The following is a 14,144-nucleotide window of genomic DNA, read 5'->3' as shown; positions in this document are numbered from 1 at the left end:
CGGCAGGTTTGACTCACGACCCTGCCTGAACGAAGCTGGCACCCTTGTAACAGTCTGCCAGCTCCCGGATCCTGCATGCCCCAGTCCCGCCGCTACCTGATCATCGCGCTCTGCGCCCTGCTTGCCATCGGCCTGGCCTGGTGGTTCCTGCGCAGCACCACACCGGTGGTGCCGGAGGCGATCAGGCGTGGCTACAGCGAAGCGCTGACCCAGGCCCGGGCCGGTCAGCCAGGGGCGGCGCGGGTGCTCTATCAGCAATTGGGCCGTCCCGACCTCTCCCCCAAGCGCCGGGTGTGGCTGCACGCCGAACTGCCGAACTATCCCAGCTCCGTGGCCTTGAAGTTGGCGGACGCCGACCTGCAACACAAGGCGCCCGAAGTCCGGATCGCCGCCATCAAGAGCATCAGCGCCCTGGTGCCCAACGGCCAGCGCAGTCTGTTGCTGGGGCCCATGCTAGATGACAGCGAGCAAAGCGTCCGGCTGGCGGCGGTGAACGCCTTGCTCGGGCTGTCTCCGGATGAGCTGGGTTTGTATTTCGGACCGTTGGAACAAGCCATCGACGCATGGGAACAGGTCCTCCTGCAGGCCCCCGAAAGCGCCGACAACCAATACCAACTGGCCCGGCTGCACCTGCACAATGGCGAATACAAAGCGGCGCAACAGGCGCTGGACAACACCCTGCGCCTGGCCCCGGACAATCTGCCGGCGCTGGTGATGCAGATCGAAGTGCTCGACAAGCAGGGCCAGAGCGAAGCGGCGCGCCTGTTGCTGGCCAAACAGCTGAAAGCCCAGCCCGATTCCGCCTACCTGCAACATGCCCTCGGCCTGTGGCTGTTGCACCACGGCCAGAGCGAGTACGCCCTGCTCGGCCTGTCCAAGGCAGTGGAACTGGAGCCGGACAACAAGGACTACCGCTACGACCTGGCAACGACCCTGCACGGCGAGCAGGAACTGGAAGCGGCTCAGAAACAACTGCAGGAGATCGTCCAGCGCCACCCGGCCGATCGCAAGGCGCGGGTGCTGCTGATCAATTACTGGAAGGAAAGCGGGCAACTGCAGAACGTGCAGATCCTGCAGGCGCAGCTGGAACAGCTCAACCCCGACGACCCGGCCTTGCAACAAGGCCTTTGAACCCGCCCTGCGCGATATTCGTGGGCGCGAGCCTGCTGGCGATGAGCGTCACCGCGCAATCCCCGAGACGCCTGCAAAAAAGCCCGCAAGTCCCGCGCAAAACGTTGGAACCCCCGTCACGACCGATGGTCAAGTGATCAGGCAGTCTCTTCAGGCACATCAGACCTGCTGCCTCGCTTCCCCTAGTCATCAGAGGGCGTTTTTTGAATACATCTAACGAGTTGACCAGTGCAAAAGCCGCTACAGGCATCGAAGGCCTGGACGACATCCTGGCCGGTGGCCTGTCACGCGGTCATGTGTTTTTGCTGGAGGGTGAACCCGGTACCGGCAAAACCACCGTCGCTTTGCATTTTCTCCTGGCCGGCGCCCGAGCCGGCGAGCGCTCGTTGTACATCACGCTATCGGAAACCGAGCGCGAATTGCGCCAGGGCGCGTTGTCCCATGGCTGGGATCTGGATGACAACATCCATATTTTCGAGCTGACGCCGCCGGAAAGCCTGCTCAATGCCGAGCATCAGCAAAGCCTGTTGTACTCCTCGGACCTGGAGCTCGGTGAGGCCACAAGGCAGATCTTCGAAGTGGTCGAGCGGGTCAAGCCCACCCGCGTGGTACTCGACAGCCTGTCCGAAATCCGTTTGCTGGCCCAAAGCTCGTTGCGCTACCGCCGGCAGATTCTCGCGATCAAGCACTACTTCGTACGCTATGACGCCACGGTGGTGCTGCTGGATGACCTGACCACCGAGTCCCTCGACAAAACCGTGCACAGCGTTGCCCACGGGGTGATTCGCCTGGAAGAACTGACCCCCGACTACGGCGCGGAACGGCGCCGGCTGCGGGTGGTGAAATATCGCGGGCAAAAGTACCGTGGCGGTTTTCACGACTTCACCATCATGGGCGACGGCGTGCACGTTTTCCCGCGCCTGGTCGCCGCCGAACATCGCGGCAAATACCTGCGCACGCAACTCACCAGCGGCATCAAGGAAATGGACGCGTTGCTGGGCGGCGGTATAGAAACGGGTTCCAGCACGCTGATCCTTGGCCCGGCCGGTACCGGCAAATCGCTGATCTCGATGATTTTCGCCGCCGCCGCCGTGGCCCGTGGGGAAAAGGCTGCGCTGTTCATTTTCGACGAAGAGCTTGGCTTGCTGTTCGAGCGCATGAACAACATCGGCATTGATCTTCAAGCCCTGCAGGCCACTGGCAACCTGCTGATCGAGCAGGTGGACGCAGCGGAGCTGTCCCCCGGCGAATTCTCCCACCGGGTGCGCCGTGCCGTGGACGAACGGGGCATCAAGACGGTTGTCATCGACAGCATCAACGGCTACCAGGCGGCCATGCCCGAAGAGAACGCCCTGGTGCTGCACATGCACGAATTGCTGCTGTACCTCAATCGCCAGGGTGCCGCGACGTTCATGACCGTCGCCCAGCACGGACTGGTCGGTGACATGCAAGCGCCGGTGGACATCACCTACCTGGCCGACACCGTGATCCTGCTGCGTTACTTCGAAGCACTGGGCAAGGTGCGCCGGGCCATCTCGATCATCAAGAAACGCACGGGCAGCCATGAGTCGACCATCCGCGAATACCGCATCAGCTCCCATGGCATGACCATTGGCGAACCCTTGGAAGCCTTCCAGGGCGTATTGCGCGGCGTGCCCACTTACGTCGGTGAAGGGCAGCCCCTGCTCCAGAGTGAAATACCTTGAATGTCCTTGAAGCGACGTCCGAGCGCGCGATCATTCTCGCGCCGCTGGGACGCGACAGCCAGATTGCCCTGATGATGCTCAAAGAGGCCGGGTACGACGGGGTCATCGCCCGCGATCTGGCGGGCCTTTGCACTGAACTGGAAAATGGCGCCGGCCTGCTGTTGATCGCGTCCGAAGCGTTGCTGGGCAGCGACATCGAACCGCTGTTCGGCCTGATCGAACAGCAACCGGCATGGTCCGACCTGCCCATTGTGTTGATGACCCACCACGGTGGTCCCGAACAGAACCCTGCATCGCGCATGGGCCCGCAATTGGGCAACGTTACGTTCCTCGAACGTCCCTTCCATCCTGTCACCCTGATCAGCCTGGTGACCACCGCCTTGCGCGGACGTCGACGACAGTACGAGGCCAGGGACCGGCTGATCGATCTGAGCCAGAGCGAGCTGCGCCTGCAAACCACCCTCGAAACCCTGGAACAGCAGGTCGAGGAGCGCACCACCGAACTTCGCCACAACGAAGAAGCGCTGCGCCAGTCGCAGAAAATGGAAGCGGTCGGCCAACTCACCGGCGGCATTGCCCACGACTTCAACAACATGCTGACCGGGATCATCGGCAGCCTGGAGCTGCTGCGCCGACGCCTGGCCCGTGGGCGCATCGACGACCTGGACAGCCTGATCGACCTGGGAGTGACCTCGGCCAACCGCGCGGCGGGCCTGACCCACCGCCTGCTGGCCTTTTCCCGACGCCAGTCGCTGGACTCCAAACCCGTGGAGATGAACGCTCTGGTGACGTCCATGGGCGAACTGCTGCAACGCAGTATCGACGAAAGCATTCACCTGGACATGCAACTGAGTCCGCAACTGTGGGTGGCCGAAGCCGACCGCAATCAACTGGAAAGCGCCCTGCTCAACCTGGTCATCAATGCACGGGACGCCATGCCCGACGGCGGCAAACTGGTGGTGCGCACCTCCAACCGCCACCTGGACCGCGACTTCACCGAAGCCCACAGCAACCTTGAACCGGGTGACTACGTGGTGCTCAGCGTGACCGACACCGGCTGCGGCATGCCACAGAGCACGATCAACCGCGCCTTCGACCCGTTTTTCACCACCAAGCCGATTGGCCAGGGCACCGGCCTGGGCCTGTCGATGATCTATGGCTTCAGCAAGCAATCTCGCGGGCATGTCGCCATCGACAGCGAGGTGGACAAGGGCACCACCGTCAGCCTGTTCCTGCCGCGTTTTGGCGGGGATGTGCCATTGGACAGCCCGGCAGACGTCACCCACGCCTTGTTCGCACAGGACGGCGAAACTGTGTTGATCGTCGAAGACGATCCGGCGGTACGGGTGCTGGTGAGCACCGTGTTGAGCGACCTGGGTTACGCCTTCGTTGAAGCCGCCGACGCCGATGGCGCGCTGCCGATCCTGAACTCGACGCAGCGGATCGACCTGATGATCAGCGACGTTGGCCTGCCTGGCATGAATGGCCGACAACTGGCGGAGATCGGCCGGCAATACCGGCCCGATCTGAAGGTGCTGTTCATCACCGGCTACGCCGAACACGCGGCAGTCCGGGGCGGCTTCCTCGACTCCGGCATGCAAATGATCACCAAACCCTTCACCTTCGATTTGTTGACGGCGAAGGTGCGGGAGATGATTCGTGTCTGAGTCAAGGGCGCAGCGGTTTGACGAGCGCACTCAGGTTTACTGCGTCAGACCACGATGACTGGTTGAACCAGGGGGTTTCGGGAGGGCGCGGCCAGATCGAGTTTCGGCGTCCTGTAGATGTGTTCACCGATTGCGCCGACCTCGTTTGCCAACTTCATTGTCCCCAGTCCCCCTCGCCATAGCGAGCCGCCCTCATCGGGCCCAATGACTTGTGTCAGACCTTTGTCTATTTCCGCATTAGCCATTTGGTACACCAGGTCCGATGCGGCGTTTTGCGCAAAGGACACTCCCGCACCCATGACATCGCTGGCAGTTGGCAACCTGAGGGTGGAGTGTTTGCTCTCCTTGTACCGAGAGCCCACACCTCCCACCGCGCGAACCATCAAGCCCACTGTGTTTTCCATCACGACACCGGCGACCGTTTGCAGCATCGGAGGAACAACACTCGGCATGATCCTGGGCACGATACCGGTGACCACATTCCCACTTACGTTGGCGAGGGTATTGACTGCCAACGCTCCTCGCGTCTTGATTTTCGCAGGCAGGGACGGTCCGATACCGGAGATCGCGCTCCCTACCACACTTAAGCCAAGGTTTTCCGCAGCCTCGTGAATCATTCCAAGCGGGTCAGATGTTGTGAATCCAGCGGCGGCACCGACACCGAAACCGACGACGGCCACCCCGGCTACCGTCAGTTTTGCCAGGGCTCCGTGCTGCCCGTGACTGGCCAGGACCGCCGCAGCTGTCCTGGCCCCCACATACGCTGTCGCCACACCGGACACCATCGCCAGCGGATACCTGACCGACTGCCCCAACGCACCTTGCAAGACCCTTTTCGCCAGCCGTTTCGCGCCGTCACCGGCGATCGCTGCGACGGAGCCTCGGGCAATGCCGGCCAGGGCCGCTTGAGTACGTTGCCTGAGCGTGGCGCGGACTTTGGCCAACCCATCCAGATCAACGTATCCCACCGGATCCCCCCCTACCATCCGATACAGGTTCAAGCCATCCACCAGCCCGCCCGGGTCTGCATTCAACCAGCGTTGTCGCCACGGCAAGTAATAGCGTTGGCCAAAGTAGTACAGCCCGGTCGCGTCTCGCTCCCGATGGCAGTAGCGACGGGTTTTGTAGCCGGCCTCGACGCCGTCCCTGCCGGCCCACCAGGCTGTACCGCCATAAGGGTAGTAATGCTCCTGACTGACCAGCGCGGCATTCTGGTCGAGTTCCAGCGTTCCCGAGCCCAGATGATCGGTCAGGCTGTAGCGCCACTGATCCTGTGCAATGCCCTCGGGCCGGCCATTGTCCCAATGCAGGAGTTGCACCGTGCATCGGCCGGCCTGGAGGCTGATGACGTGCAAGACGTCTTCCGCGTCCGAACGGATTTCCAGTCCGGGCAGGTAACGGGTTTCATGAATACGGTTCAGCGTCGCCGTGGCCGTCGTGCGGACTTTTCTGAGCCGCTGACCTTCACCATCGTAAACATACCGTTCCACATCGCCAGGCTCGGCGTGTCTGACCACCTGAGTCGCCTCACACAAGCGATTATGGACGTCCCAGGCCAGCTTCTGCCCTCGCTGAAGCGTGCGCAGATTGCCGCAAGCATCATGAGCGGCCTCGATCTCGTCGTCTGACGGTGCTTGCCCCGTCTCGCCCCAAGGCAGGCTGCGGTTGCTCGACATCGAAATCGCCATTCGCTCGGTCCGGTCGCCGCTGCCAGCATGGTGACTCAGGGTGTGCAGGTTGCCACCGGCATCGTAGTCGAACGCCTGCCGATACTGCTCCATCTGGCTCGGGTCCGGCGGCGAGACAAACCCCGGCAATGCCGGTCCATACGCCACGTTGACCCGCTGTCGTCCCGTGGCTTCGATGAGTTGCCCAAGGGTGTCGTATCGATAGGTGCTGGTTGCAGCAACGCGTTGCTGGCGGAAAAAAACTGCGGGTTGGGCGCCGTCGCTGATTCGCAACAGGTTACCCACCGGGTCGTAGGCGTACGCCAGGTCTTGCAAGAGCGCTTCACCCGCCAGGTGGGTTTGCAGGGTTTGCAGCGAACCCGTCTCGGGTTCGAAGGTGGCGTGGGTGATCAATCCGTTGCCGGCCGTTTGCTGCTCAATCTCTGCAAAAACGTTGTAACGAATGCCTGTAACCAGCGGGACTTCGTCACCGCTCGCCGCCCGTTTCAAACAAACTTCGGACACCGCCCCGGCGACCGTCTGACGCTGGATGTGCTGATTGCCCATGGCGTCAACCAGCCCTGTCAGCTCGCCGACAGCGTTGTAGCGCAGGCGGGTGGTGGCCGATTGAGGCTCCAGTAACGCGTTACGCCCGGCTTCACTCTCTGGCCAGTCGGGCACTCCGACCTGCTCGAGGAAGCGCCGGCTCTGCTCAAGGCAAGCACCCAGCAGGCTGAACTGTGTAAAGTGCAAGGTCCCCGCGCTGTCGTCAGCCCGGATCAATTGACCGCAGCGATTGTGCAGGGCGGACTCGACATCGGCACCGGCATATGAAAAGCACGCGGTGCGCCGCTGCTGACCCGGGGTCGCCTCCTCCCCGCTCACGGGGCGCATCAAGGCATCGTAGGTGCTCCACAGATGGTTGAGCTTCTGGTCCCAGTCTTCCAGGCTCTGGCCCGCCGCCCCGGCCAGGGCCAGGCGCCAGCCCGCGTCCACGTTGTCGGAGAGCAACACCCTGGAGGTCAGACTGAACACCGTGTTCTGGTTGGCGAATTGGGAAACCGCACCCCCTTGACGCGCAAAAAACCGCGAATCGCGGCTTTGGACAAGACGATTGAGCGCGTCATGCAGATGATGGTTGACGCGTGGCTGGGGAGCGTCCTGATCCGACCGGCGATGATAGGCAACATCGCGGACCAGGGAGCCACGCGGGTCGATCGCGGCGAGGGTCGGTGTATGTCGGTGCATGGCGCGGTCCCGATGTCGGCATGTGAACACACGCCGCAGACTTCGAACCATTTATTGCCTTTGCACCGCGACCGTCAACTGACAGAAATAACAGGTACAGCAAAACGGCAGGCCGGTTACGACAGCATGTCCTGCATCAATTCCTGCAAAACATCCAGGTCGAACGGCTTGGCCAGGATCGGCGCCTTGCGGGTGATCGGACTGTCGGTCTCACGGATTTCCTGCGGATAACCGCTGATGAAGATCACCTTCAGCTCCGGTCTCAGCTTCACGGCAGGCTCGGCGATCTGTACCCCGGAGATCCCGCCCGGCAGGCGAAAATCGGTGATCATCATGTCCAGGTGCGGTTTGCTCGCCAGAATCTCGAAAGCCTGCTCGCCGTTTTCGGCCTGCAGCACCCGGTACCCCTCACCCGACAGATAGGCCGCCAGCACCATCAGGATCGAGGGGTCATCTTCGACGATCAGTACGACGTCTTGTGCATCTTCACTCATGGGAAGCCTTTGTTCGGTCAATAGCTGCTGATACGACCGTGGGGTCGATCAGAGGTTGCGTTTATCCGGCTGTTTTCCTACAGCGGCAGACAAACGCGAAACAGGGCGCCTTCGCCAATCCGGCTGTCGACGGTTATGGTGCCGCCATGGGCGGTCACAATCTGTTCTGAAATAAACAACCCCAGGCCCAGCCCGGCGACAGCATGCTTGGCCGTCACCCGTTCGAACTGCTGGAAAATGCGCTTCTGGTTCTCCTCGCCGATACCGATTCCTGCATCGCGCACTTCCACCCGTGCCTGGTTCTGCTCACTGTACACCTTCACACTGATCGGGCTCTTGGCACCGTAACGCAAGGCGTTGGTCAGCAGGTTGGAAATCACCTGTTCAATGCGGAATTCGTCCCAGTTGCCCAGCACCGGCTGCTCGGCGTCCAGGGAAACCGTGCATTCGGCGGCGTCGATCTGCGGCGCGAAATTCTGTAACAAGTTACGAACCAGCGCCGACAGATCGAAGCGTGTCGGACGAATCGACAGCTTGCCGGTGCGAATGCGCGACACATCGAGCATGTCTTCGATCAGGCGGATCAGGCTCTTGATCTGCCGTTCGTCGCGATCGACCATCGCCTGCATCTTGTCCAGGGTGAACGCCCCGGCGTTATCCCGAGCCAGGTGCATCTTGCGCAACTGGGTTTCGAGGATCAGGCCATTGAGCGGTGTGCGCACCTCATGGGCGACGATCGACATGAAGTCGTCACGCATGCGCACCGCCTGCTGCAATTCCAGCTGCGTGCTTTGCAGCTGCTTGAGCAGCGCCTCCTGCTCCCGGCGACTCTGCTCCAGCGCTTCGACCTGCTGTTTCATGGCCTTGCGCTGACGATAGAGCTCGACGAACACATTGACCTTGCTCTTGACCGCGTGGATATCCAGCGGCTTGTGCAGGAAATCCACGGCACCGCTTTCGTAGCCCTTGAACGCATAGTTCAGCTCACGGCCGGCGGCACTGACGAACACAATCGGGATGTGCTTGGTTTTCTCCGTGCCGCGCATCAATTCGGCCAGCTCGAAGCCGTTCATGCCGGGCATCTGCACGTCGAGGATGGCCATGGCGAAGTCGTGTTGCAGCAGCAACGACAGGGCCTCGTCGGCGGACAAGGCTTTGTAGACCAGACGGTCCTCGCGCTTGATCAGCGCTTCAAGGGCCAAGAGGTTTTCCGGCAGATCGTCGACGATCAGCAGTTTGGCTTGGATGTCACTTAACATGCGATTCGTTCCAGCTCTGCAAGCAGACGGCCAATGCCGTGGATAGGGAGGACATGGTCAGGCTGATGAGTCTCCAGCGCCGCCAGGGGCATGGTTGCGACCTGGGCTTCGCCAGGGTCCTGCACGACGGTCAGGCCACCGCGCCGCTTGACCTGCGCCAGGCCCCTGGCGCCGTCGCGGTTGGCACCGGTGAGGAGCACCGCCGCCAAGGCCGGCCCATAGGCATCGGCCGCCGACTCGAACAGAAAATCGATGGCCGGGCGGGAGTAGTGCACGCGGTCTTCCTGACTCAGGGAAAAGCTGTGGTCCTGCTCTACCGACAGGTGATAACCCGGTGTGGCGAAATACAGCGTGCCTGACTCGACCGGGGTCTTGTCGCCAGCTTCCTCGACGCGCATCGACACCCGTCGGGAAAACACCTCGGCCAACTGGCTGCGACGCTCGTCCGGCAAGTGCAACACCACGATGATCGGCAACCTGAAACCTTTGCGCAAAGGGCCGAGGATGCCCAGCAAGGCTTCCACGCCGCCGGCTGACGCGCCGATCACGACCGCCTTCACGCGAGGTAAATCCGCTACGCTGCTCATGATTTACGGTAGATCCGTTCTTGTTTCACCAACGGCTCGAACTGGTTGCCGAAGCTGGAAAAGTCCGGGGTCTCCTTGCTGCCCAACACTAGGAACCCGCGATGGCACAGGGATTCGTGAAACAGCCCGAACGCACGATCCTGAAGTTTTTTATTGAAATAAATCAATACATTACGACAAGAAATTAATTGAGTTTCTGAGAATACGCTGTCGGTCGCCAGGCTGTGGTCGGCGAAGGTCACGTTTTCACACAGGCTCTTGTCGAAAATCGCGTAGCCGTAGGCCGCAGTGTAGTACTCGGCGAACGAGCGCTGGCCACCGGCCTGCTGGTAGTTGGCCGTGTAGGCGCGGACATTTTCCATGGAGAAGATCCCCTGCTTGGCCTTCTCCAGCGAGCGCGGATTGATGTCGGTGGCGTAGATGATCGTGCGATCGAGCAGGCCTTCCTCGCGCAGCAGAATCGCCATCGAATAGACCTCTTCGCCGGTGCTGCAACCGGCGATCCAGATCTTGATCGAGGGGTACGTCTTGAGCAACGGCACCACTTCCTGGCGTATGGCCAGAAAGTGCGAAGGATCGCGGAACATTTCGCTGACCGGAATCGTCAGCAATTGCAGCAGCTGCATGAACGCCGTCGAGTCATGCAGCACTTTCTCCTGCAGGGCCGAAATGGTGGCGCATTCGAACTGGCTCAGCGCATGCAGGACGCGACGCTTGATCGACGCCCCGGAGTAGTCGCGAAAGTCGTAGCTGTACTTGAGGTAGATCGCCTCGATCAACAGCCGCAGCTCGATTTCGCTGTTGGGCTCCACTGAGTAAATACGTTCCACTAAATGCGTTCCATTTTCGGTAACCACACGCGAATGAGCGAGAACAGGCGATCCAGGTCGATCGGCTTGGCCAGGTAATCGTTGGCGCCCGCCTGCAGGCAGCGCTCCTGATCGTCCTTCATGGCCTTGGCCGTCACCGCAATGATCGGCAACTTGCGCCAGCGCGGGTCCTGGCGGATCAGGCTGGTCGCCTCGAACCCGTCCATCTCCGGCATCATCACGTCCATCAACACCAGATCGATGTCCTCGACTTCGTTGAGCTTCTCGATCGCCTCGCGACCGTTGCGGCCAATGACCACGACGGCGCCCTTGTGCTCCAGCGCGCTGGTGAGGGCGAAAATGTTGCGCACATCGTCATCCACCAGCAGCACCTTGCGACCCTCGAAGACCTTGTCGCGGCTGCGCGCGGTCTTGAGCATCGTCTGCCGTTCATGGGACAACTTGGATTCGACTTTGTGCAGAAAGAGTGTGACCTCATCGAGCAATCGTTCTGGCGAACGTGCGCCCTTGATGATGATCGAGCGTGAATACTTGCGCAGCTCGGCCTCTTCGTCGCGGGTCAGGTTGCGTCCCGTGTAGACGATGACGGGCGGGAACGAGCAGATTTCCTCGGTGGACATGCGCTTGAGCAGGTCGTTGCCGAGCATGTCCGGCAGTTTCAGGTCGATAACCATGCAGTCGTAGACCGTAGTGCGCAGCAGTTCCAAAGCATCCTGGGCCAGGCCGACCGCGGTGATTTCGATGTCATCGTCGCCGATCAGGCGGGCAATGCTGTCACGTTGCAAGTCGTCGTCCTCCACCAGCAGCACGCGCTTGACCTTCTGGGTCAGCTTGGCTTCCAGGCGACCGAACACGTCCTTGAGCTCTTCGCGAGTGGTGGGTTTGACGGCATAGCCGATGGCGCCCATGTGCATCGCCGCCTCGACCCGGTCCTCGACCGAAATCACGTGCACGGGAATGTGCCGGGTCTGCGGGTTCTCCTTCAGCCGTTGCAGGACGGTCAGGCCGGAATGATCCGGCAGGCGCATGTCGAGCAGGATGGCGTCGGGCACATACCCACTGGCCAGGTCATAGCCTTCATCGGCGCCATGGGCCACCAGGCAGTGATAATCCAGCTCGTGCGCCAGGTCGAAGAGGATGTGCGCGAAGTTCGGCTCATCTTCCACCACCAGGATACAGCGGGTATTGAAGGGGGCCTTGTCGCGATCGTCTTCGAAACGCGGGGTATCGACCTCTGCAATCAGCGGCTCCAGGGTGGCCACAGGGGTCCGCGGCACACTGGCGACCGGCACGGGCAGCAACGGCTCGCGCGGCGTATCGCCCGGTTCGGCGTACTGTTGCGGCAACACCAGGGTAAACACACTGCCCTGCCCCGGTTCGCTGGTGACACTGATGTTGCCACCGAGCAATGCCGCCAGGTCACGGGAAATCGACAAGCCCAGGCCCGTACCGCCGTAGCGGCGATTGGTGGTGCCATCGGCCTGGCGGAACGCTTCGAAAATACTTTCCTGCTGATCGGCGGCAATGCCGATCCCGGAGTCCCGGACGATAAACGCAATCGCGTTGTTCGGCTGGCTGGCCACGGTCATGCTGACCGAACCGCGTTCGGTGAATTTCACCGCGTTCGACAGCAGGTTCTTGATCACTTGTTCCAGACGCTGGCGGTCGGTGAAGATCATCGCTGGCGAACCGGGCTGCAGATCGATCTGGAAGTCCAGCTGCTTATCCGCTGCCAACGGCTGGAACATCCCGCGCAGCCCTTCCAGCAGGCGTGTCACGCTGGTGTTCTCCGGGCGCATTTCCAGCTTGCCGGCCTCGACCTTGGAAATATCGAGAATGTCGTTGATCAGGTTGAGCAAATCGTTGCCGGCCGAGTAGATCGACTCGGCGAACTTGACCTGTTCGGCGCTGAGGTTGTCCTGGGGGTTTTCCGCCAACAGCTTGGCCAGGATCAACGAGCTGTTGAGTGGCGTGCGCAGTTCGTGGGACATGTTGGCGAGGAATTCGGATTTGTACTTGCTCGAGCGCTGCAACTCTTCGGCGCGCTCTTCCAGTTGCGCCTGCGCCTGGTTGAGTTCGGTGTTCTTCAGATCCATGGCGTCGCGCTGGTCGGCCAGCGTCTGCGCCTGCTCGGCGAGCTGTTCGTTGGTCTGTTCCAACTCGACCTGCTGGGTTTCCAGGTGTGCCTGGGATTCCTTGAGAATCCGCGACTGCTCTTCCAGCTCTTCGTTGGCGGTCTTGAGTTCTTCCTGCTGCACCTGCAACTCTTCGTTGAGCTGCTGGGTTTCAGCCAGGACTTCCTGCAACCGCTGGCGATAGCGCGCCGCCTCGATGGAGGTGCCGATGTTGCCGGCAATCAGGTCGAGCAATTCGATGTCGCGCTCGTCCAATGGGCGCAGGAAACCCAGTTCGATCACGCCGTTGACCCGCTGGTCGTCGCTGGTCGGCACCACCAGCACGCTGTGCGGCAGGCCTTCGCCGAGGCCGGAGCTGACTTTGAAATAGTCGTCCGGCACCGAGTCCAGGCGGATCAGCCGGGCCTGTTGGGCCACCTGGCCGACAATCCCTTCGTCGCTGTAGATCTGCTGATCGCGTTCTTCCTGTTCGCGGGATAACCCGTAGGACGCCACGCGCTTGAGTCCGCCGTGTTCCTCACGGACATAGATGGCGCCGACGGCGGTGCCAAGGTATTGCGCACAAAATTGCAGGATGTTGCGACCCAGCGCATTGAGGGACAGTTGCCCCAGCACTTGCTCGGCCAGCTCGGTCTGGCCATTGCGCAGCCACGCCTGCTGTTCCAGGCGACGGGCACTGGCATGTTGGGCGGCGAGGTTGGCTGAGTAGTTCTGCGACAGGCCGATCAGATCCCGCCGGCCAATGTAGGCCAGCAAGGCGCTGATCGCGCTGATGAACAGCAGATAGAGGGTGATGCTCCAGATCGTGGTGCTGCGCACGTCGGCGTTGCGCGTGGCGCGCAATTGCTGCTCGGTGTCGACCACTTCCTCGAACTGCTTGCGGACTTCATCGGTCAGGCGCTTGCCGCGACCCGCCTTCACCGCGTTGCGGTAATCGCCCGATGAACGCTGCAAATCGATCATTTGCTGGGCGTACTCCCTCCACTCCTTCTGCAAGGCCTGGATCTGATGCAGGCGATCCGTCTGCACCGGGTTATCCGCGGTCAGCTCAAGCAGGGTGTCGACCACCACCACGAGCTTCGGCCTGGCCGTTTCATAGGGTTCGAGGAATTTCTCGTCACCACTGAGCAGGAAGCCGCGCATGCCGGTTTCCTGGTCGACCGTCAGCTTCAGCGCCTCATTGGCGTTATTGATCACCCGGTCGGTGTGCTCGACCCACTGGATCACCGACAGCAAATAGGTGATCAGCCCTACGAAGAAGACGGCGCTGAGCACGCCAACGCCCAAGGGCAGGCTGACGTTACGGCTCAGCAGTTTACGGAAGCGTTGTTCATCAACCGAAGACGCTGTGGTCATGGGAAGGCCTTGTCGTCTATTGGAAACCCGTGAGTTTGCCCCAAATGAGCCCTGTGGATCCATT

General features: G+C 61.4%; 9 protein-coding genes. 3 read left to right on the top strand and 6 right to left on the bottom strand.

The genetic code is table 11. From position 1 onward, the window contains the following. Positions 1-75 precede the first annotated feature (75 nt). From IB249_RS25915 to IB249_RS25905, 3 genes are all read left to right on the top strand, one after another. Positions 76-1,131, top strand: coding sequence for a tetratricopeptide repeat protein (locus IB249_RS25915; protein WP_192308659.1), 1,056 nt, complete (start codon positions 76-78; stop codon positions 1,129-1,131). A gap of 203 nt (positions 1,132-1,334) precedes the next feature. Then, complete coding sequence (locus tag IB249_RS25910) at positions 1,335-2,837, top strand: ATPase domain-containing protein (RefSeq protein WP_192308657.1); 1,503 nt, start codon at positions 1,335-1,337, stop codon at positions 2,835-2,837. Then, positions 2,834-4,504, top strand: a complete 1,671-nt coding sequence (locus IB249_RS25905) for a response regulator (RefSeq protein WP_192308655.1) — start codon at positions 2,834-2,836, stop codon at positions 4,502-4,504. Before IB249_RS25910 ends, IB249_RS25905 begins: the two co-directional genes overlap by 4 nt. Positions 4,505-4,548: 44 nt before the next feature. Here IB249_RS25905 and IB249_RS25900 read toward each other — a convergent pair whose 3' ends face one another. From IB249_RS25900 to IB249_RS25875, 6 genes are all read right to left on the bottom strand, one after another. Beyond that, positions 4,549-7,419 carry an RHS repeat-associated core domain-containing protein gene (locus IB249_RS25900; RefSeq protein WP_192308653.1) on the bottom strand — a complete coding sequence of 957 codons (2,871 nt, stop codon included), beginning with the start codon at positions 7,417-7,419 and terminating at the stop codon, positions 4,549-4,551. A gap of 116 nt (positions 7,420-7,535) precedes the next feature. Then, the gene (locus tag IB249_RS25895; protein WP_192308651.1) at positions 7,536-7,913 is read right to left on the bottom strand and encodes a response regulator; all 378 of its coding nucleotides are present in this window, start codon (positions 7,911-7,913) and stop codon (positions 7,536-7,538) included. A 77-nt stretch (positions 7,914-7,990) separates the two neighbouring features. Continuing rightward, positions 7,991-9,172 (bottom strand): hybrid sensor histidine kinase/response regulator, encoded by a 1,182-nt coding sequence (locus IB249_RS25890; protein WP_192308649.1) that lies wholly within the window; start codon positions 9,170-9,172, stop codon positions 7,991-7,993. Continuing rightward, on the bottom strand, positions 9,166-9,759 hold the full coding sequence (locus IB249_RS25885) for a chemotaxis protein CheB (protein WP_192308647.1): 594 nt from the start codon (positions 9,757-9,759) through the stop codon (positions 9,166-9,168). The genes IB249_RS25890 and IB249_RS25885 overlap by 7 nt, the downstream gene beginning before the upstream one ends. Further along, positions 9,756-10,589 carry a CheR family methyltransferase gene (locus IB249_RS25880; protein WP_192308645.1) on the bottom strand — a complete coding sequence of 278 codons (834 nt, stop codon included), beginning with the start codon at positions 10,587-10,589 and terminating at the stop codon, positions 9,756-9,758. The genes IB249_RS25885 and IB249_RS25880 overlap by 4 nt, the downstream gene beginning before the upstream one ends. Next, positions 10,589-14,080 (bottom strand): response regulator, encoded by a 3,492-nt coding sequence (locus IB249_RS25875; RefSeq protein WP_192308643.1) that lies wholly within the window; start codon positions 14,078-14,080, stop codon positions 10,589-10,591. The genes IB249_RS25880 and IB249_RS25875 overlap by 1 nt, the downstream gene beginning before the upstream one ends. Positions 14,081-14,144: the final 64 nt, after the last annotated feature.

This window comes from Pseudomonas sp. PDM04 (assembly GCF_014851765.1).
GTDB lineage: Bacteria > Pseudomonadota > Gammaproteobacteria > Pseudomonadales > Pseudomonadaceae > Aquipseudomonas.
This window is presented reverse-complemented; position numbering and strand designations above follow the sequence as displayed.

Excerpts from the sequence above, each read along its gene's own strand:
- IB249_RS25915 (WP_192308659.1), top strand. The coding sequence starts at position 76 with ATGCCCCAGTCCCGCCGCTACCTGATCATCGCGCTCTGCGCCCTGCTT.
- IB249_RS25900 (WP_192308653.1), bottom strand. The coding sequence starts at position 7,419 with ATGCACCGACATACACCGACCCTCGCCGCGATCGACCCGCGTGGCTCC.
- IB249_RS25890 (WP_192308649.1), bottom strand. The coding sequence starts at position 9,172 with ATGTTAAGTGACATCCAAGCCAAACTGCTGATCGTCGACGATCTGCCG.
- IB249_RS25895 (WP_192308651.1), bottom strand. The coding sequence starts at position 7,913 with ATGAGTGAAGATGCACAAGACGTCGTACTGATCGTCGAAGATGACCCC.
- IB249_RS25875 (WP_192308643.1), bottom strand. The coding sequence starts at position 14,080 with ATGACCACAGCGTCTTCGGTTGATGAACAACGCTTCCGTAAACTGCTG.
- IB249_RS25885 (WP_192308647.1), bottom strand. The coding sequence starts at position 9,759 with ATGAGCAGCGTAGCGGATTTACCTCGCGTGAAGGCGGTCGTGATCGGC.